Raw genomic sequence first — 18212 nt, forward strand, 5'->3', positions numbered from 1 at the left:
GTGCGGGGTGAACTGCTCTGATCTGCGCCATGCGAATACGGCCGCGGATGCGAACGGGCAGCGCACTCACCTCGATCGTCATGTCGTTCGTGCTCGCGGCGGGGGCGTTCGCCCCCGCCGCCGACGCACGCCCCCTACCACCGGAGCGGTCCGGCATTCCCCGCCTCACCGACGACGCCGGACGCACGCTCACCCTGCGCGGCTGGAACGTCGAGGACAAGGCAAACAGCGGCGACCAGGCACTGACCGCCATCACCGAGCGGCACTTCCGCGACCTGCGCGCCAAGGGCTTCAACTTCGCCCGGCTGCTCATCTTCTGGGACGACCTGGAACCGCGCCGCGGCCACTACAGCACCGCGTACCTGCGCCGCATCGAACGCGTCCTGGACTGGGCGCGGAAGTACCGCATCCAGGTGCTCCTCGACGCACACCAGGACGTGTTCGGCCCGGCGTTCGGCCATCGCGGCATTCCAGCCTGGGCGACCCGGACCGACGGACTTCCCTTCACCCCGCACCCCGATGACTGGTTCGCGGAGTACTTCGAGCCCGCCGTCCAGCGCGCCTTCACCCATCTCTACGAGGACCCCGACCTCCGGCGCGCCCAGGCACGGATGTGGCGGGTCGTCGCCGAGCGCTTCGGGAGCCATCCCGCCGTCCTCGGCTACGACCTGATCAACGAGCCGATGGGGGAGATCGCCGAGGGCGAGGACCTGCCGACCGCGGCCCGCCGCATCGAGGCCCGTCAGCTCACTCCGATGTACAACCGGCTCGCCCGCGCGATCCGCTCGGTCGACCGCGCCAACTGGCTGTTCGTCGAACCCACCCCCGCCGTCGGCGAGGGCCTGCCCACCGGGCTGGGGGCGATCGCGGACCACCGGACCGTCTACGCCCCGCACTTCTACAACACCGCCATGGAGGCGGGGGCCGACTACGACCCGTCGGCCGGCTGGATCGAGTCGTACGAGGCCGCCGTCACCGCGTACCCGACGCGGTACCGCCTTCCGGTCGTCGTCGGCGAATGGGGCCCGCTCAACAACGCCCTGCCGATGATGGGCCGCTTCTACCGGGACGCGATGGCCTCGCTGAACCGCTACACCTCGGGCTGGGCGGGCTACGTGTGGTGCTACGGCGGGGGCTACTGCGCGCTGGACGAGAACGGTGCCTTCGCGGCCAACAAGGAACGGACCGCCACGCCGTACGCGCCCGCCGTCGCCGGAACGGTCCACTCCGACACGTACGACGACACCACGGGCGTCTACCGGCTCACCTATACGGCGGGCCGCCGCGGTGTCACGGAAATCTCCCTTCCGGCCACGGCCGGGCGGTGGCGCATCTCCGTGCACGGTCGCGCCGAGGTCCGCAGGAACGGGGGAGAGGTCCGGGTCCGGGCCCGTGCGGGGGCCCGGGTCACGGTCACGGCGGCCCCGGTGCGGCGGCACGCCTGAGCCGGTCCGCCGTATGGATGTCAACGTGGGTTGACGCATGCGTGAATGTCAACCTACATTGACGGCATGAGCGAAGCGACGGATCTCGCCGCACGCGCCGGTGATCACGACCCCCGGGTGGGGTTGCGGGCGGTCGCCGCATTGCGTCGGTTGCTGGAGCACCTCGAAGCCGTGCAGGTCGCACGCGCCCGCGCGAAGGGCTGGTCGTGGCAGGAGATCGCGGCCGAACTGGGCGTCAGTCGACAGGCCGTGCACAAGAAGTACGGGAGGCGTTGATGTTCGAACGATTCACGTCGGATGCCCGGTCGGTCGTGAGCGGTGCCGTGGTCCGTGCCGAACGGGCCGGTGCCGCGACGGTCACGGAGGAGCATCTGCTGCTCGCCCTGCTGGACCGGGAAGGTGGCCGGGCCGCCGCGGTCGCCGCCTCGGCGGGGCTCGTCGAGGGCCGGGCGGCGGTCGAGGCCGACCTTGCCGCAGCCCGCCGCCGCGGCGGCCTGACCCGCGCCGACACGGACGCGCTCGCCGACATCGGCATCGATGTCGACGCGATCGTCGCCCGCGTCGAGGAGGTCCACGGGGAGGGGGCGCTGGACCGGCCGGAGCGACGCGGAATGCGGCGCCGCCCGTTCAGCCGCGAGGCGAAGGACGTCCTGACGAGGTCCCTGCGGATCGCCGTGGGGCGCAGGGACCGCGCCATCGGCGACGAGCACATCCTGCTGGCGCTCACCGCCCGCCCCGGTGCGGTCGCCGACGTCCTCGCCGCCCACGGTACGACGTACGAGTCGGTGAGCAGGGCGCTGGACGGGGACGGCCATCGGGACGGCCACGGGGAGGGCCGGGGGTAGGGCAGGGAGGCAGGGAGGCAGGGGGCGCAGGAGAACGGGAGGGGAGGGGCCGGGTGAGGGATGGGGAGGGCCGGGGAGGGACGAGTGAAATCCGGTGGCCGGGTGGGCTGTTGTGCCCGTCGGCCCCCACTCGCCCCGCCGGCCCCCCACTCGACCTGCTGGCCCGCACTCGCCCTGACGGCCCGTCGGCCCGTCGCTCAGCCGCCCTGCCGGGCCCTCGCCCGGCCCTCCGGTCCGGCCTTCACTCGGCCTGTCGGCCCTTCGGCCTGTCGGCCCGTCGGCCCTTCGGCCCTTCGGCCCGTCGCTCGGAGGGGCGGCGGGCCGGGGGCTCACTCCTTCTCGTCGTTCTTCCCGCCCTTGTCGTCGCCCTGCCGCAACAGTGCGTCGATGTGGGCCGCCGCCGTCGACAGATGGCGGCGGGCCTCGGTCACCTGCTCCTCGGTGACGCCGTGGTCCCGCGCGGTGTCCCGGATGCCGTCGCGGAAGCGGTCCAGCAACCGGTCCAGGTCCCGGGCCGGGTCTCCGGTGCCGACGGTGTCACGGCCCCATTCCGGGTCGGCGTCGGCGGGTTCCGGCTTGATGTACGGGGCCCAACCGCCCGTCCTGGCGAAGTTGCCAAGTTGCCCGGTGATCTCGGCCAGGCCCTCCCGCACGCCCGAGGGCCAGTCGCCGCGCGCGAAGTGTTCCTGCACCTGGCGGGCGGCGTTCTGCATCTGCTCACGCGCCCTCTCCTGGGCCTCCTCGGCCTGGCGCCGGGCCTGCCGGGCGTCCTCGCGAGCGCGGCGGGACTCGTCCTTCGCCCGGCGCGCCTGCTCCTTCCACTCCTGCTTGGCCTTGCGCAGCTCCTCCTTCGCGGCCCGCCAGGCATCCTTGTCGCCGAATTCCGTGAAGTCGGCGAAGTCCGGGAAGGTGCCGAGGGGGGACTTCCGGCTCCCCGGGCGGTCGGTGGAACCGGCGGGAGGCTGCCGGGTCTCGTGCGCCGCGGCCCTCATCTCGCTGCGCAGCTTGCCGGCCGCGCCGCGCACGTCGTCCCGTATCTCGGCGGCGAGTTCGGAGACGGATTCCCTGATCTCCAGTTCCAGATCGGCGAGTTCACCGGTGCGCCCGGCCAACTCGGCGCGACCGGCGTCGGTGATCGAGTAGACCTTGCGGCCGCCCTCGGTGGCATGCGTGACGAGCCCCTCGGCCTCCAGCTTGGCCAGGCGCGGGTAGACCGTGCCGGCCGAGGGCGCGTACAGCCCGTGGAAGCGCTCCTCCAGGAGACGGATCACCTCGTAGCCGTGGCGCGGGGCCTCGTCGAGCAGTTTCAGCAGATAGAGGCGGAGGCGGCCGTGGGCGAATACGGGGGGCATGTCAGAGCACCTTTCCGGTCGGCTCGGCGTCGTACGCATCGTCCTCGGTCGCGGGACGGCGGAGCAGGGCGATCGAGCCCGACACGGTCGTCGCCCGCAGCTTTCCGGTTCCGGCGCCGAGGGTGCCGGAGATCTTCTTCGCGCCCCACTGGCCGCTCACCCGCAGATCGTCGAAGCCGTTGGACACGGCGCCGCTCGCGGTGTTCGCCTCGACCGTCGCGTCCGTCGGCTGCGGCAGCCGGATGGCGACCTCGCCGGACACGGTGGTCAGTCGGATGTCCGTCGGCTCCCCGGACGAGGTCGGCCCGAGGTCCAGCACCATGTTGCCGCTCACCGATTCCGCACGGATCGACGGTCCCGCGCCCTCGACGACCGTCAGATCGCCCGCGACCGTCTGGAAGCGCAGCTCGCCGGTGACCGACTGCGCCTCCACGCTGCCCGACATCGTCTCGGCCCGGACCGGTCCGGAGAGCCCGACGAGTGTGGTGTCACCGGTGGCGCCGCGTACGTCCGTGCGCCCGCGGATGCCGGACACCACGGCCCCGGCCCCGATCACGCCGACCGCCACGGCAGATCCGGCCGGTACGGCGAGGGAGACGACCGCCCTGCGGTTCCAGCCCTTGCGGTCGAACCATTCGAGCAGGCCGTTCCATTGCAGGCCCTCGTACGTCACCGTGAGGACACCGGCCTCATGGGTCACGATCAGCGGCGGGCCCTCGATCTCGGAGACCTCCAGGCGGGCGGTCGGCTCGTCGGTGCCGACGATGTTGACTGCGCCCCCGACGATGCGCACGTCGAGCGACGTCACGGGGGCGTCGAAGGTGAGCTTTCGGGGCTCGGCGATGGCCCACGTCGACACAGGCATGGATCTGGCCTCCAGGGGAACGCGGAATGACGCAACATATCGCGTCTCTTCCATGACACGATATATCGTGGGAGGGTGAAGTCAAGGGAGGGCGCGTGGGAACGACGCCCGGGGCCGCGCCACGGCCCCGGAATCCGGCCCTCGGCGGGCCCTCGGAACGGGTTACGGGTAACGGGCCCTCGATATGGGCGGGTTGATGTTGCGGCGGCCCCACGAAGAAGCGCGTACGCCGTTCTCGTACGCCGTTCTCCTACGCCGGAAGACACGGAACGGCCCAGGCTCTGGCGGCCGAGGAACCGGCGCAGCACCCGCAGGGCGCCGAGACGGTCTGCGCACATCATGAGAACGATCGGAAACGCCCTGGGCGCGGATGGAGCGGCTGATACCGCCGGCCATGCCGACTCGTTCGACGGTTCAGGCGCTCGCGCTCGCCGCTCGAAGCGGAACCGTGAGTGGGATCGCCGAATCCGCGGCCTCGAAATCCGGTACGGACCGAGCGATGTGCCGGTGGTCGAGGCCCGCACGGAAGGCGCGGAACGCACCGGTGGCCAGGGCGAGATGGGAAGGACGGCCGCGTTGTGCGACAACCCCGGCCGTGCGCATGAGGGCGAGAGCGAGTGGAGGCCGCGTCATATCCGACCGCAGCCCTGCCGACGGCAGCGCGGTCTGCTTCGGTCGACCACGGTGGAGGAGCGGCGTACGGGTTCCGTCGGCCGCAGGACGTCGCGGTTCCATGCTCGGTGGGGCCGGGTGCGGCCCTGTCGTACGGGCTCCGTTTCCGGTGCGTCCTGAAGGGATCCCGTGGCATCGCGGCGCGTGACGGCGCAGCGTTCGACGGCACGGTGGGCACGAGACGCACTCGCCGGGCCGCGGGGACGCACTCGCGCCGGGCGCGAGGACGTCAGTCGTCCTCGTCCTCGTCGTCGAGGCGGGCCAGCCAGGTGGCGAGGCGCTCGACCGGCACCTCGAAGTCGGGATTGAGGTCGACGAACGTGCGCAGCTGCTCGGCGAGCCACTCGAAGGTGACTTCCTCCTCGCCGCGCCGCTTCTCCAACTCCTCGATACCGCGGTCGGTGAAATACATGCGGCAAGCCTAATGCCTGGTGACGGCCGTGCGGCGGCCGGGAGGGCACTGCCGCAGCGGCCCGCGGAACCGCGACCCGGCCGGGCCCCGGCTCCGGAGTCCGCCCGGCAGCCCGCCCCGGAGTCCGCCCCGCGGTTCGCTGCGGACGCCGTTCCGACCGGTCCGGCCGCGGTTCGCGCACGGACCGGGGCCCGGTCCCGCGAGCGAGTCGCGGGACCGGGCCCCGGTGTGCGTACGGTGTCCGATCAGGCGTCGAAGACCTCGGCGACCAGCTGGGCCTGCTCGGCCTGGTGGCGCTTGGCCGAACCGACCGCCGGGGACGAGCTGTGCGGCCGCGAGATGCGGCGCAGGCGCTCGCCGTGCGGGACGTCGGCGCCGACGGCCAGGTCCAGGTGGTCGATCAGGTTCAGGGCGATGAACGGCCAGGCGCCCTGGTTGGCCGGCTCCTCCTGGGCCCACAGGTACTTCTCGGCGTTCGGGTACTTGGCGATCTCGGCCTGGAGCTCGGCACCCGGCAGCGGGTACAGGCGCTCCAGACGGATGATCGCCGTGTCAGTGACACCGCGCTTGACCCGCTCGGCCTCCAGGTCGTAGTAGACCTTGCCGGCGCAGAAGACGACCTTGCGGACGTCGTTCGCGTTCACCGATTCGTCGCCGATCACCGGGCGGAAGCCGCCGGTGGTGAACTCCTCCGCCTTCGACGCCGCCGCCTTGAGGCGGAGCATCGACTTCGGCGTGAAGACGACGAGCGGCTTGTGGTGCGGGTTATGCACCTGCCACCGCAGGAGGTGGAAGTAGTTCGACGGCAGCGTCGGCATGGCGACCGTCATGTTGTTCTGCGCGCACAGCTGGAGGAAGCGCTCCGGGCGGGCGGACGAGTGGTCCGGGCCCTGGCCCTCGTAGCCGTGCGGCAGCAGCAGCGTGACGCCGGAGGTCTGGCCCCACTTCTGCTCGGCCGAGGAGATGAACTCGTCGACGACGGTCTGCGCGCCGTTGACGAAGTCACCGAACTGGGCCTCCCAGACGACCAGCGCGTCCGGGCGGGCCAGCGAGTAGCCGTACTCGAAGCCCATCGCCGCGTACTCGCTGAGCAGCGAGTCGTAGACGTTGTAACGGGCCTGGTCGTCGGTGAGGTAGAGCAGCGGGGTGTAGTCCTCGCCGGTCACCTGGTCGACGAGGACCGCGTGGCGCTGGCCGAAGGTGCCGCGGCGGGTGTCCTGGCCGGCGAGCCGGACCGGGGTGCCCTCCATCAGCAGCGAACCGATGGCCAGGGTCTCGCCCATGCCCCAGTCGATCGTGCCGTTCTCCACCGAGGCCGCGCGGCGCTGCATCTGCGGCATCAGGCGGGGGTGGACGGTGATCCGCTCGGGGATGTTGACCTGGGACTCCGCGATGACCTTCACGACCTCCTGGGAGACCGCGGTGTTCACGGCGACCGGGAACTCGGCCTGGACCTCAGGGGCGTGCGCCGGGGCCGGCAGCGAGGTGGCTTCGCGGACCTCCGCGAAGACCTTCTCCAGCTGGCCCTGGAAGTCCTGGAGCGCCTGCTCGGCCTCTTCCAGGGTGATGTCGCCGCGACCGATGAGGGACTCGGTGTAGAGCTTGCGCACCGAGCGCTTCTTGTCGATCAGCGTGTACATCTGCGGGTTGGTGAACTCCGGGTTGTCGCCCTCGTTGTGACCGCGGCGGCGGTAGCAGATGAGGTCGATCACGACGTCCTTGTTGAACGCCTGCCGGAACTCGAAGGCCAGCCGGGCGACCCGGACGACGGCCTCCGGGTCGTCGCCGTTCACGTGGATGATCGGCGCCTCGATCATGCGCGCCACGTCGGTGGCGTACATCGAGGAGCGCGAGGACTCCGGGGCGGCGGTGAAGCCGACCTGGTTGTTGATCACCACGTGCACGGTGCCGCCGGTGCGGTAGCCGCGCAGCTGCGACATGTTGAGCGTCTCGGCGACGACGCCCTGGCCCGCGAAGGCCGCGTCGCCGTGGAGCGCGATGGGCAGGACCGTGAAGTCCGTGCCGCCCTTGTTGATGATGTCCTGCTTGGCGCGGGCGATGCCCTCCAGGACCGGGTCGACCGCCTCCAGGTGCGAGGGGTTGGCGGCCAGCGAGACCTTGATCTGCTCGCCGTCCAGACCGGTGAAGGTGCCCTCGGCGCCGAGGTGGTACTTCACGTCGCCGGAGCCGTGCATCGACCGGGGGTCGAGGTTGCCCTCGAACTCGCGGAAGATCTGCGCGTACGACTTGCCGACGATGTTCGCCAGCACGTTGAGCCGGCCGCGGTGGGCCATGCCGATGACGACCTCGTCGAGGCGGGCCTCGGCGGCGGAGTCGATGACCGCGTCGAGCAGCGGGATGACGGACTCGCCGCCCTCCAGCGAGAACCGCTTCTGGCCGACGTACTTGGTCTGCAGGAACGTCTCGAACGCCTCGGCGGCGTTCAGCCGGCGCAGGATGCGCAGCTGCTCCTCGCGCTCCGGCTGCGGGGTGCGGGTGCGCTCCACACGGTCCTGGATCCACTTGCGCTGCTTCGGGTCCTGGATGTGCATGAACTCGATGCCGGTGGTGCGGCAGTACGACTCGCGCAGCACACCGAGGATGTCGCGGAGCTTCATCATCGACTTGCCGGCGAAGCCGCCGACCGCGAAGTCCCGCTCCAGGTCCCACAGGGTGAGGCCGTGCTCGGTGATGTCCAGGTCGGGGTGCTTGCGCTGGCGGTACTCCAGCGGGTCGGTGTCGGCCATGACGTGGCCGCGGACCCGGTAGGAGTGGATCAGCTCGAAGACCCGCGCGGCCTTGGTCACGTCGTTGTCGTGCGAGGCGTCGATGTCCGTGAGCCAGCGGACCGGCTCGTACGGGATGCGCAGCGCCTTGAAGATCTCGTCGTAGAACTCGTTCTCGCCGAGCAGCAGCTGGGAGACGATCCGCAGGAACTCGCCGGACGCGGCGCCCTGGATGACCCGGTGGTCGTACGTCGAGGTCAGCGTCATGACCTTGGAGATGCCCAGCTTGTTCAGGGTGTCCTGGGAGGTGCCCTGGAACTCGGCCGGGTAGTCCATCGCGCCGACACCCATGATGAGGCCCTGTCCGGGCATCAGGCGGGGCACCGAGTGGACGGTGCCGATGCCGCCGGGGTTGGTCAGCGAGACGGTGACGCCCGTGAAGTCGTCCATCGTCAGCTTGTTGCTGCGCGCGCGGCGGACGATGTCCTCGTACGCCTGCCAGAACTCGAAGAAGTTGAGCGTCTCGGCCTTCTTGATGCCCGCGACGACCAGTTGGCGGTCGCCGTTGGGCTTCACCAGGTCGATGGCCAGACCGAAGTTGACGTGCTCCGGCTTGACCAGGGTCGGCTTGCCGTCCTTCACCGCGAAGGAGTGGTTCATCGACGGCATGGCCTTGAGGGCCTGCACCATCGCGTAGCCGATGAGGTGGGTGAAGGAGATCTTCCCGCCCCGGGCGCGCTTGAGGTGGTTGTTGATGACGATGCGGTTGTCGAACAGCAGCTTCACCGGGACGGCGCGGACGGACGTGGCCGTCGGCAGCTCCAGCGAGGCGTTCATGTTCTTCGCGACGGCGGCCGACGGGCCGCGCAGCGTCACGTACTCAGGGCCCTCCGCCGACTCGGTGGCCGGGGCAGCCTTCGCCGGGGCCTTCGCGGCGGGGGCCGGGGCGGCCTTCGCCGGGGCTGCCGGGGCTGCCGGGGCGGCCTGTGCGGGCGCCGGGGCGGGTGCGGCGGGCGCGGCGGGGGCCTTCGCGGCCGGTGCCGGAGCCTGCGCCGGGGTGGCCTGCGGCGCGGTGGCGGTCGGGGCCGCGGCGCCGGGAACGGGCTTGTCCGCCGTGCCGGACGCACCCGGCTTGTAGTCGGCGAAGAAGTCCCACCAGGCACGATCGACCGAATTGGGATCCTGGAGGTACTGCTGGTAGATCTCGTCGACGAGCCACTCGTTGGGGCCGAAGGCGGCAGCCGGGTCGGAGCCCGGGCCGGCTTGGTCGGTCGAGATGCTCGAGTTACTGGGGGACTGAGACGACACGGCGGCAACCGCCCTCTTCCGCTTCACAAGGTGATGGACAGCGGAAATCAAGGCTACGCCTCCCCGGCCGTTCCCCGCAGGCCGGGCCGCCCATCGTCGCGCAAGTCACATGGAAAGGCGGGTTTCGGCGGTGGAATTGGCGGGAAACAAGCCTGGTTCCGCTCCTTCGCGGCAACGCCCGGCAAGGGCTACGGCCTCCTGGGCCGTACCCCTGGAAGAGAACGCGCAGAAGGCGCTCTTCCGGTTCGAACCATACGTCAACCGCGCGGTCGAGAGATCCCCGGAAGAGTGACTCGAATGCGGCAGCCGCGATCGGATTCGGCCACGCCGATCCGGCCGCCGTGCAGATCCACCGCCCAGCGGGCGATCGCCAGGCCGAGCCCCGTACCGCCGTCGCTGCCGGGCCCGTGCGGCGAGGGGACCTCGCCGCGGTTGAAGCGCTCGAAGACCCGGTGCCGCTCCGACTCCGGAATGCCGGGCCCCTCGTCCAGCACCTCCAGGGCCAGCGACTCCGGCCCCTCGCCGCGCCGCGCCAGCACCTGCACCCGGCCGTGCGGCGGGCTGTGCTTGACAGCGTTGTCGATCAGATTGGCCACGACCTGGTGCAGCCGTTCGGTGTCCGCGTACGCGGTCAGCTCCGGCGGCGACACGTCCAGGGCCAGGTGCACGTCCTTGCGGCTGTGGTTCCCGGAGCCGGAGGCCAGCCGGCGGTGCGAGGCGGCGAGATTCGCCTCCTTCAGCACTCCCGACAGATACGGCCACACCTCGAAACGGCCGGCCTTCAGCGTGACCACACCGCTGTCCAGGCGCGACAGGTCCAGCAGCGTCTCCACCAGTCGGCCGAGCCGCTCCGTCTGCTTCAGCGCCGTGCGCATCGTTTCCGGATCGGCCGAGGACACCCCGTCCACGACGTTCTCCAGCACGGCTCTCAGCGCCGCGATGGGGGTGCGCAGCTCGTGCGAGACATTGGCCACCAGTTCCTTGCGGTGCCGGTCCACCGCCTCCAGGTCGTCCGCCATGCGATTGATGGTCTGCGCCAGGTCGCCGAGCTCGTCGCGCCGGTCGGCGCCGCTCACCCGCCTGGTGTAGTCGCCGTGCGAGATCGACCGGGCCACGGTCGTCATCTCGTCCAGCGGCGCCGTCAGACCGTGTGCCACGAACTGGGTGATCAGCAGGGTCGCGATCACCGAGAACACGGTGATGAACCGCAGCTCGGTCCTGGTGCGCAGGGCCACCATCAGCAGCCCGGTGGTGATGAAGACCGAGATCACCACGAGTGCGCCCAGCTTGGCCTTGACCGAGAAGGGGCGCAGTCCGGAGCCGGGCCGGGTCATGTCGCCGAGGTCTCCAGGGCGTAGCCGACGCCGTGCACGGTACGGATCCGCTCCGCGCCGATCTTCCGGCGCAGCGCCTTGATGTGGCTGTCGACGGTACGGGTGCCGGAGGCGTCCGCCCAGTCCCAGACCTCCGCGAGCAACTGCTCGCGGGAGAGCACCGCGCGCGGGGTGTTGGCGAGACAGACCAGCAGGTCGAACTCGGTCGGTGTGAGGTGGACGTCCTCGGCGCGCACCCGGACCCGGCGCTGAGCGTGGTCGATCTCCAGCTCGCCCAGGCGCAGGATGCCGCTGCGCGGCGTGACCGCGGCCAGCGCCGCCCGCTCGACCCGGCGCAGCAGGACGTGCACCCGGGCCGCGAGTTCGCGCATGGAGAACGGCTTGGTCATGTAGTCGTCGGCGCCGACGCCGAGACCGACCAGCATGTCCGTCTCGTCGTCCCTCGCGGTCAGCATCAGCACCGGCACGGGCCGCTGGGCCTGCACCCGGCGGCAGACCTCCAGGCCGTCGAAGCCCGGAAGCATGATGTCGAGCACCATCAGATCCGGCTGCCACGCCTCGGCCGCGTCCACCGCCGCGGGCCCGTCGAGTGCGGTCTGCACCAGAAAGCCCTCGGCCCGCAGTCGGGCGGAAATGGCATCGACGATCGTGGCGTCGTCCTCGACCACCAGCACCCGGCGCTGCGCGCCCGGGGTGGCCGCGACGTTGTTGTGGGTGGTGTGTGTCTGTTCCATCGCCCCGCCCCTGCCCGTCCTCGCGGGGGCGGTTCCCCCGGGACGTACGGTCTTCGCTCGTGGATGTCGTGGGTGATCCCGTCACCCGTTCAGCAGCGTAAAGGCAGTTCACTGCTCTCGGCTACGCAGGGTGTAACGGCCGGGGCTCGCCGAAGTGGCGGAGTGTCGGCCTTGTGGCACTTGGCCCCCGGTCGTCCGGGGCAAAGGGGAACGAACGGCGAAGGGAATCAGACCATCCGGATTGCGAGATGCACCACGTCGGGAACACCTCGGGCAACGCCGACCTCTTCCGTCCTTACTCCACTGAATCCGGCATTCCGCAATGCTCGTTCGAAGTCGGTGGAGGGCTGGGCGGACCAGACCGCGAGGACGCCGCCCGGGGTCAGCCGCTCCCGGCAGGCCGCCAGACCGTCGGGTGCGTACAGATTCGTGTTGTCCTCGGTGACCGTCCAGTCCGGTCCGTTGTCGATGTCCAGACACAGAGCGTCGTAACGGTCCGTAGTCGTTCGCAGGTACGAGACGAGGTCCGTGGTGAGGATCGACGTACGGGGATCGGCGAGCGCCGCGCCGGAGATCCGGTCCAGCGGTCCCCGCAGATGCCACTCCACGATCGCCTGCTCGCGTTCGACGACGACGATCCGCCCCCACCGCGGCTCGGCGGCGGCCCGGACGAGCGAGAAGCCGACCCCGAGCCCCCCGACGAGCACCGCCGGGGCCGGCCGGTCGGCGGGCAGTGCGGCCAGGGCGGCGTCGACGAGCAGCCGCTCGGACCGGCCGTCGGAGGTGTCCATGAGGAAGCAGCCGTTGGCGATGATCTCGAAGTCGTCCCCCCGCTCCCGCAGCACCACCTCGCCGTACGGGCCGTCGCGGCGGTCGAGGGTGACGGGGGCGGGGGAGTCGGTTCCGGGGCGGTCGGGCATGGCGCGGATCTCCGGTGGCTGTCGGACGGGGTCCCCGCCATCCTGGCCGGTCGACGGGGCAATCGGCCAGCCGGTTACGGACAGGGGGCCGACGCGGCGCGCGGCGCGTTCCGGCGGTCCCCGGCGCGGGCCGGTGGCCGGTGGGTCGGAGGCTGCGTGGGGGCGGCGGGTCGGAGGAGGTGTCACGGACGGCCGTGCGCACGTGTCCGCCTGATCGCTCACAGCGAACATGCCCGGGGAACAATGGGCGGCTCAGGAGCATTGAGTCTGCATAGCTCAACTTGACTGCCGAAGGGGAGATCATGGCTACTGAGTCCAATGCGGTCACTCCGCTCGCCCTGCCCGTGCTGCCGCTCGACGACGAGGTCGTGCTGCCCGGGATGGTGGTGCCCCTGGACCTGTCCGACACCGAGGTGCGCGCCGCCGTGGAGGCCGCGCAGGCCGCGGCCCGCGAGGGCGGCGGCAAGCCCGAGGTGCTGCTCGTGCCGCGGATCGACGGGACCTACACCGGCACCGGCGTCATCGGCACCGTCGAGCAGGTCGGGCGGCTGTCGGACGGAGATCCGGGCGCGCTCATCCGCGGCCGGGGCCGGGTGCGGATCGGGGCCGGGACCGGCGGACCGGGCGGTGCGCTCTGGGTGGAGGGGACCCGGGTCGACGCGGTCGTGCCCGCCCCGCTTCCCGGTGCCGCCGCCGAGCTGGTCAAGGAGTACAAGGCGCTCGCCACCAGCTGGCTGAAGAAGCGCGGGGCCTGGCAGGTCGTGGACCGGGTCCAGCAGATCGAGGACATCTCCGCGCTCGCCGACAACTCCGGCTACTCGCCCTTCCTCACCACCGCGCAGAAGGTGCAGCTCCTGGAGACCACGGATCCGGTCGCCCGGCTGAAGCTCGCCATCCAGTGGCTCGGCGAGCACCTCGCCGAGCAGGACGTCGCCGAGTCCATCGCCAAGGACGTCCAGGAGGGCGTCGACAAGCAGCAGCGCGAATTCCTGCTGCGGCGCCAGCTCGACGCCGTGCGCAAGGAGCTCGCCGAGCTCAACGGCGACCCGGAGGACGAGTCCGACGACTACCGGGCGCGCGTCGAGGCCGCCGACCTCCCCGAGCACGTCCGCGAGGCGGCGCTCAAGGAGGTCGACAAGCTGGAGCGCGCCTCCGACCAGAGCCCCGAGGGCTCCTGGATCAGGACCTGGCTCGACACCGTTCTCGAACTGCCGTGGAACGAACGCACCGAGGACGCCTACGACATCCGCGGCGCCCAGGAGATCCTGGACGCCGAGCACGCGGGGCTGCAGGACGTGAAGGAGCGGATCACCGAGTACCTCGCCGTGCGCAAGCGGCGCTCCGACCGCGGCCTCGGCGTCGTCGGCGGCAGGCGCGGCGGCGCCGTGCTGGCGCTGGTCGGGCCGCCGGGCGTCGGCAAGACCTCGCTCGGCGAGAGCGTGGCACACGCCATGGGCCGCGAGTTCGTCCGCGTCGCGCTCGGCGGCGTGCGCGACGAGGCGGAGATCCGGGGCCACCGGCGCACCTACGTCGGCGCCCTGCCGGGCCGCATCGTCCGCGCCATCAAGGAGGCAGGCTCGATGAACCCGGTCGTCCTGCTCGACGAGATCGACAAGGTCGGCTCCGACTTCCGGGGCGACCCGGCGGCGGCCCTGCTCGAAGTCCTCGACCCGGCGCAGAACCACACCTTCCGCGACCACTACCTGGAGGTGGAGCTCGACCTCAGCGATGTCGTCTTCCTGGCCACCGCCAATGTGCTCGAAGCGATCCCGGAGGCCCTGCTCGACCGCATGGAGCTGGTCCGGCTCGACGGCTATACCGAGGACGAGAAGGTCGTCATCGCCCGCGACCACCTGGTCCCGCGCCAGCTGGAACGGGCGGGTCTGGTGGCGGACGAGGTGACGCTCGACGAGTCCGCGCTGCGCAGGCTGGCCGGCGAGTACACCCGCGAGGCGGGCGTACGGAACCTGGAGCGGGCCGTCGCCCGGCTGCTCCGCAAGGTCGCCGCCCAGCACGAACTCGGCGACCGGGAGCTGCCGTTCACGGTCACCGAGGGCGAGCTGCGCGCGTTGATCGGACGGCCGCACCACGTCCCCGAGTCCGCCCAGGACCCGGCCGAGCGCCGCACCTCGGTGCCGGGCGTGGCCACCGGACTCGCGGTGACGGGCGCCGGCGGGGACGTGCTGTTCGTGGAGGCGTCGCTGGCCGACCCGGAGACCGGGGCCTCCGGCCTGACCCTCACCGGTCAGCTCGGCGACGTGATGAAGGAGTCCGCGCAGATCGCGCTGAGCTTCCTGCGGTCGCACGGCGCGGAACTGGAGCTGCCGGTCGCGGACCTCAGGGACCGCGGGGTGCACATCCACTTCCCGGCGGGCGCCGTTCCCAAGGACGGTCCGAGCGCGGGCATCACGATGACGACGGCACTGGCCTCGCTGCTCTCCGGTCGGCTGGTCCGTACGGACGTGGCGATGACCGGTGAGGTCTCGCTGACCGGGCGGGTGCTGCCGATCGGCGGCCTGAAGCAGAAGCTGCTGGCCGCGCACCGGGCCGGGATCACCACCGTGGTGATCCCCAAGCGGAACGAGGCCGATCTGGACGACGTCCCGGCCGAGGTGCTGGACACCCTGGACGTCCACCCGGTCACGGACGTCCGCCAGGTGCTGGAGATCGCCCTGACCCCGGCCTCCGCCGGTCGGCCCGAGGAGAGGATCCCGGCCGCGGCGTAGGGTGCTTCGCCCGGACCGGGCGGGACCGAGCCGAATCGGACCTGTCCGGGTCACGGTGGTTCGGGTCGAATCGGACCTTTCCGGACCTGCCCGGACCCGGCCGGGTCGCGGTGGTCGGGCGGGATCGAACGTGCCTGCGGGCCCGGCGCGTCGGCGCCGGGCCCGCAGGCCGCGGCGATCAGGGGTGGTAGACGGTGCCCGGGACGGGCTCGGCGGGGGCCATCAGCTGCGGGACGGTGACGAAGGTGTAGCCCTGCTTCTTCAACGCGTCGATGATGCCCGGCACCGCGGGGACCGTCCCCTTGTAGATGTCGTGCAGCAGGATGATGCCGTCCTTGCTCGCCTGGTCCAGGATGCGCTTCTCGATGAGCGCCGAGTCGGTCGTGGAGTAGTCCTTCGCGGTGGCGCTCCACAGCACCTCCGAAAGTCCCAGGTCCTTGCTGATCTGCGAGACGGTGTCGTCGGTGCGGCCCTGCGGCGGGCGCATCAGGCGCGGCTTCCTGCCGGTTATCTCCGCTATCGCGTTCTGGGTCTTCTCCAGCTCGGCCCGTATCTCGGCAGGCTTTTGGTCCGTGAGGATCGCGTGCGTCCAGGTGTGGTTGGCCACCTCGTGGCCCTCCTCGGCGATCCTGCGCACGGTGTCCGGGTACTTCTTGACGTGGTTCTTGCCCAGCAGGAAGAAGGTCGCGTGCACCTTCTTCTCCTTGAGGACGTCCAGCAGGTGCGGGGTGTCCTCGCCCGGACCCGCGTCGAAGGTCAGCGCTATGCACTTCGCCTTGCGGCAGTCCACCGGGCCGAAGGAGCCCTTGGCGTCGGAGCCCGCGTCGGCCCGCGCCGCGGCCGGCGCGGTGGTGTCCGAGGAGCAGCCGGCCAGCGTCAGGGTGAGTGCCGTCACAAGCGCGGCGGCCAACCCCGTACCGATCGGCTTCGTCTTCAAGGACACGGCGGATCACTCCTCCACTGCTGGGCCGAGCACACGATGTGCGGCAGAAGCGGACTATACACATGGTGTATAGATGGGACCGAAGGCGGGGTGGCGACATCGAACGAGGGCGTGAAGTGCCTGGTGCGGGCTCGAAAACGGGCCGAGCCCCGGGCGACGGGTGGGTCGCCGGGGGCTCGGCCGTGTCGAGCGGTGGAACGTGTGGAGCGATGGGACGTGCGGCGGACGCGGTGGGCCGGCTCAGCCGTTCGCGAGGGCCTGCAGGCGGTCGTAGGCGCCGTTGAAGCGACTGTGGTCGCCCACGTACGGACCGGACTCGGTGTACTGCCACATCGTGTAGAAGCCCCAGCCGGCCGGGAGTTCGCCGACGGCGCCGGCGTAGCGGGCCACCCACAGCGGGTTGGTGGCGCCGAAGCTCGCGTTGTTGCCGGTGCAGTCCTTCCACCAGCTGGTCGCGGTGTAGATGACCGCGTCGCGGCCGGTGCGCGCCTTGTAGGTGTTCACGAAGTCGCGGATCCAGTTGACCATGGCCGCCTGGCTCAGGCCGTAGCACTGGGCGCCGTACGGGTTCCACTCGATGTCGAGCGCGCCCGGCAGCGTCTTGCCGTCCCTGGACCAGCCGCCGCCGTGGTCCACGAAGTAGTTGGCCTGGGCGGCGCCGCTCGTGGTGTTCGGTGTGGCGAAGTGGTACGAGCCGCGGATCATGCCCACGTTGTACGAACCGTTGTACTGCTGCGCGAAGTAGGGGTTCGTGTAGTAGGTGCCCTCGGTGGCCTTGACGTAGGACCACTTCACGCCGCTGCCCCAGAGCGTCGGCCAGTCGACGTTGCCCTGATAGCCGGCGACGTCCACGCCCTCGGTCTGGACGGCGCGGGTGTCGCGCGGCAGCCCGCCCTGGCCGTCGTGGGCGGCGACGCCCATGCCCATCGTGGCCGTGCCGCGGGCCGGCTTCTTGGCCGCGGCGGCGTCGTGGGCGTCCGAGGCGCTCGCCGCTCCGGGCAGGGCCAGGAGGAGGGAGAGGGCTGCGAGCAGGGTTCCGGCCGCGGCGAAGCGCGAGCGGCGGGGTGTTCCGGATGCGGATCTGAGCACCGGCATGTGAATGCCTCCGAAGCGTTGGTGGGGGGACGCGCTGATCCCAGGGGGAGCCGGGCGCACCCCCTGTCGACATGCAATGGTGTGAACATGCCAGGCGTGACGCTACGCACGTAGACCCGTGCTGCGGAAGAGGGGCGGGGGGCCGTCACTGGTCTATGCCTGCGAAATACTGGTGGAGCTGCGGCGATGACCGGCGGCGGAAGAAACTTTCAGCGACAGGAAAGCTCGTGAGGGGTGTTGACGTGCACGGGAGCGAAAGCGGTGGTGAACGCGGCGCGACCGGTGGAAGTGGTGTGGACCACGCATTCCTCGCTCTGGAACGGGAGTTGGCCGTCTTCCTGCGCCGGGCGCGCGCCAACTCCGGCGAGATGGCGCGCGAGGTCCACCCCGAACTCGAAGCCGCCGCATACGGTCTCCTCGTACGGCTGGAATCGGCCGGGCGGCAGCGTGCCACCGATCTGGCGGCCTACTTCGGCGTCGGCAAGGCGACCATGAGCCGTCAACTTCGTGCCCTGGAAGGGCTCGGACTGGTGGCGCGCGAGCCCGATCCGGCCGACGGGCGGGCCTTCCTGGTCCACCTCACCGACGAGGGGCTGGCCCGCTACCGCAGCGTCCGCGACGCCCGCCGCGACCGCTACGTGCGCAAGCTCGCCGACTGGGACCGTGCCGAGGTGGCCGAACTTGCCCGTCTGCTTCAGCACTTGAACGCCCGCGCCGAGGACTGAGGGCTGTCCCGGGGGGGGGTGGGGGGGGGGGCGGCGGGGGGGGGGGGGGCGGCTACGGAAGGGACGGAGCAGCCCGCCCGCGAGGTGCCGGGGCGGGGCGGCCCCCGCGG

14 protein-coding genes are annotated in these 18212 nt (G+C 71.2%); 5 read left to right on the plus strand and 9 right to left on the minus strand.

Features of this window, described 5'->3' with window-relative positions:
* The first annotated feature begins 29 nt into the window (after nucleotides 1-29).
* From ACFC79_RS02430 to ACFC79_RS02440, 3 genes are all read left to right on the plus strand, one after another.
* A complete protein-coding gene (locus ACFC79_RS02430; protein WP_376234077.1) occupies nucleotides 30-1445 on the plus strand; it encodes a cellulase family glycosylhydrolase in 1416 nt (471 codons plus the stop codon).
* Nucleotides 1446-1511: 66 nt separating this feature from the next.
* Nucleotides 1512-1721: a helix-turn-helix domain-containing protein gene (locus tag ACFC79_RS02435; RefSeq protein ID WP_376234080.1), complete on the plus strand. Its 210-nt coding sequence runs from the start codon at nucleotides 1512-1514 to the stop codon at nucleotides 1719-1721.
* Nucleotides 1721-2290: a Clp protease N-terminal domain-containing protein gene (locus ACFC79_RS02440; protein WP_376234082.1), complete on the plus strand. Its 570-nt coding sequence runs from the start codon at nucleotides 1721-1723 to the stop codon at nucleotides 2288-2290. Before ACFC79_RS02435 ends, ACFC79_RS02440 begins: the two co-directional genes overlap by 1 nt.
* A 329-nt stretch (nucleotides 2291-2619) precedes the next feature.
* Here ACFC79_RS02440 and ACFC79_RS02445 read toward each other — a convergent pair whose 3' ends face one another.
* The 7 genes from ACFC79_RS02445 to ACFC79_RS02475 all read right to left on the minus strand — a co-directional run bounded on the left by ACFC79_RS02445 (nucleotide 2620) and on the right by ACFC79_RS02475 (nucleotide 12613).
* Nucleotides 2620-3642 (minus strand): helix-turn-helix transcriptional regulator, encoded by a 1023-nt coding sequence (locus ACFC79_RS02445; RefSeq protein WP_376234085.1) that lies wholly within the window; start codon nucleotides 3640-3642, stop codon nucleotides 2620-2622.
* A gap of 1 nt (nucleotide 3643) precedes the next feature.
* Nucleotides 3644-4507, minus strand: a complete 864-nt coding sequence (locus tag ACFC79_RS02450; protein ID WP_376234087.1) for a DUF4097 domain-containing protein — start codon at nucleotides 4505-4507, stop codon at nucleotides 3644-3646.
* Between the two features lie 901 nt (nucleotides 4508-5408).
* On the minus strand, nucleotides 5409-5591 hold the full coding sequence (locus tag ACFC79_RS02455) for a DUF6104 family protein (protein ID WP_031091411.1): 183 nt from the start codon (nucleotides 5589-5591) through the stop codon (nucleotides 5409-5411).
* 245 nt (nucleotides 5592-5836) lie between these two features.
* Nucleotides 5837-9625: a multifunctional oxoglutarate decarboxylase/oxoglutarate dehydrogenase thiamine pyrophosphate-binding subunit/dihydrolipoyllysine-residue succinyltransferase subunit gene (locus tag ACFC79_RS02460; protein WP_376234091.1), complete on the minus strand. Its 3789-nt coding sequence runs from the start codon at nucleotides 9623-9625 to the stop codon at nucleotides 5837-5839.
* 257 nt (nucleotides 9626-9882) lie between these two features.
* The gene (locus ACFC79_RS02465; protein ID WP_376234093.1) at nucleotides 9883-10959 is read right to left on the minus strand and encodes an ATP-binding protein; all 1077 of its coding nucleotides are present in this window, start codon (nucleotides 10957-10959) and stop codon (nucleotides 9883-9885) included.
* The gene (locus ACFC79_RS02470; RefSeq protein ID WP_376234095.1) at nucleotides 10956-11693 is read right to left on the minus strand and encodes a response regulator transcription factor; all 738 of its coding nucleotides are present in this window, start codon (nucleotides 11691-11693) and stop codon (nucleotides 10956-10958) included. The genes ACFC79_RS02465 and ACFC79_RS02470 overlap by 4 nt, the downstream gene beginning before the upstream one ends.
* A 227-nt stretch (nucleotides 11694-11920) precedes the next feature.
* The gene (locus ACFC79_RS02475; protein WP_376234097.1) at nucleotides 11921-12613 is read right to left on the minus strand and encodes a spermidine synthase; all 693 of its coding nucleotides are present in this window, start codon (nucleotides 12611-12613) and stop codon (nucleotides 11921-11923) included.
* Between the two features lie 302 nt (nucleotides 12614-12915).
* Between ACFC79_RS02475 and lon the strand changes: the two genes are divergently transcribed.
* Nucleotides 12916-15339, plus strand: coding sequence for an endopeptidase La (gene lon, locus ACFC79_RS02480; protein WP_376234099.1), 2424 nt, complete (start codon nucleotides 12916-12918; stop codon nucleotides 15337-15339).
* 178 nt (nucleotides 15340-15517) lie between these two features.
* Here lon and ACFC79_RS02485 read toward each other — a convergent pair whose 3' ends face one another.
* Together ACFC79_RS02485 and ACFC79_RS02490 are read right to left on the minus strand one after the other, a co-directional pair.
* Complete coding sequence (locus tag ACFC79_RS02485) at nucleotides 15518-16282, minus strand: polysaccharide deacetylase family protein (protein WP_376234102.1); 765 nt, start codon at nucleotides 16280-16282, stop codon at nucleotides 15518-15520.
* A gap of 240 nt (nucleotides 16283-16522) precedes the next feature.
* Nucleotides 16523-17377, minus strand: coding sequence for a lysozyme (locus ACFC79_RS02490; RefSeq protein ID WP_376234105.1), 855 nt, complete (start codon nucleotides 17375-17377; stop codon nucleotides 16523-16525).
* Between the two features lie 242 nt (nucleotides 17378-17619).
* Between ACFC79_RS02490 and ACFC79_RS02495 the strand changes: the two genes are divergently transcribed.
* Nucleotides 17620-18102 carry a MarR family winged helix-turn-helix transcriptional regulator gene (locus ACFC79_RS02495; RefSeq protein WP_376234108.1) on the plus strand — a complete coding sequence of 161 codons (483 nt, stop codon included), beginning with the start codon at nucleotides 17620-17622 and terminating at the stop codon, nucleotides 18100-18102.
* Nucleotides 18103-18212: the final 110 nt, after the last annotated feature.

Source organism: Streptomyces sp. NPDC056061 (assembly GCF_042266885.1).
Lineage (GTDB): Bacteria > Actinomycetota > Actinomycetes > Streptomycetales > Streptomycetaceae > Streptomyces.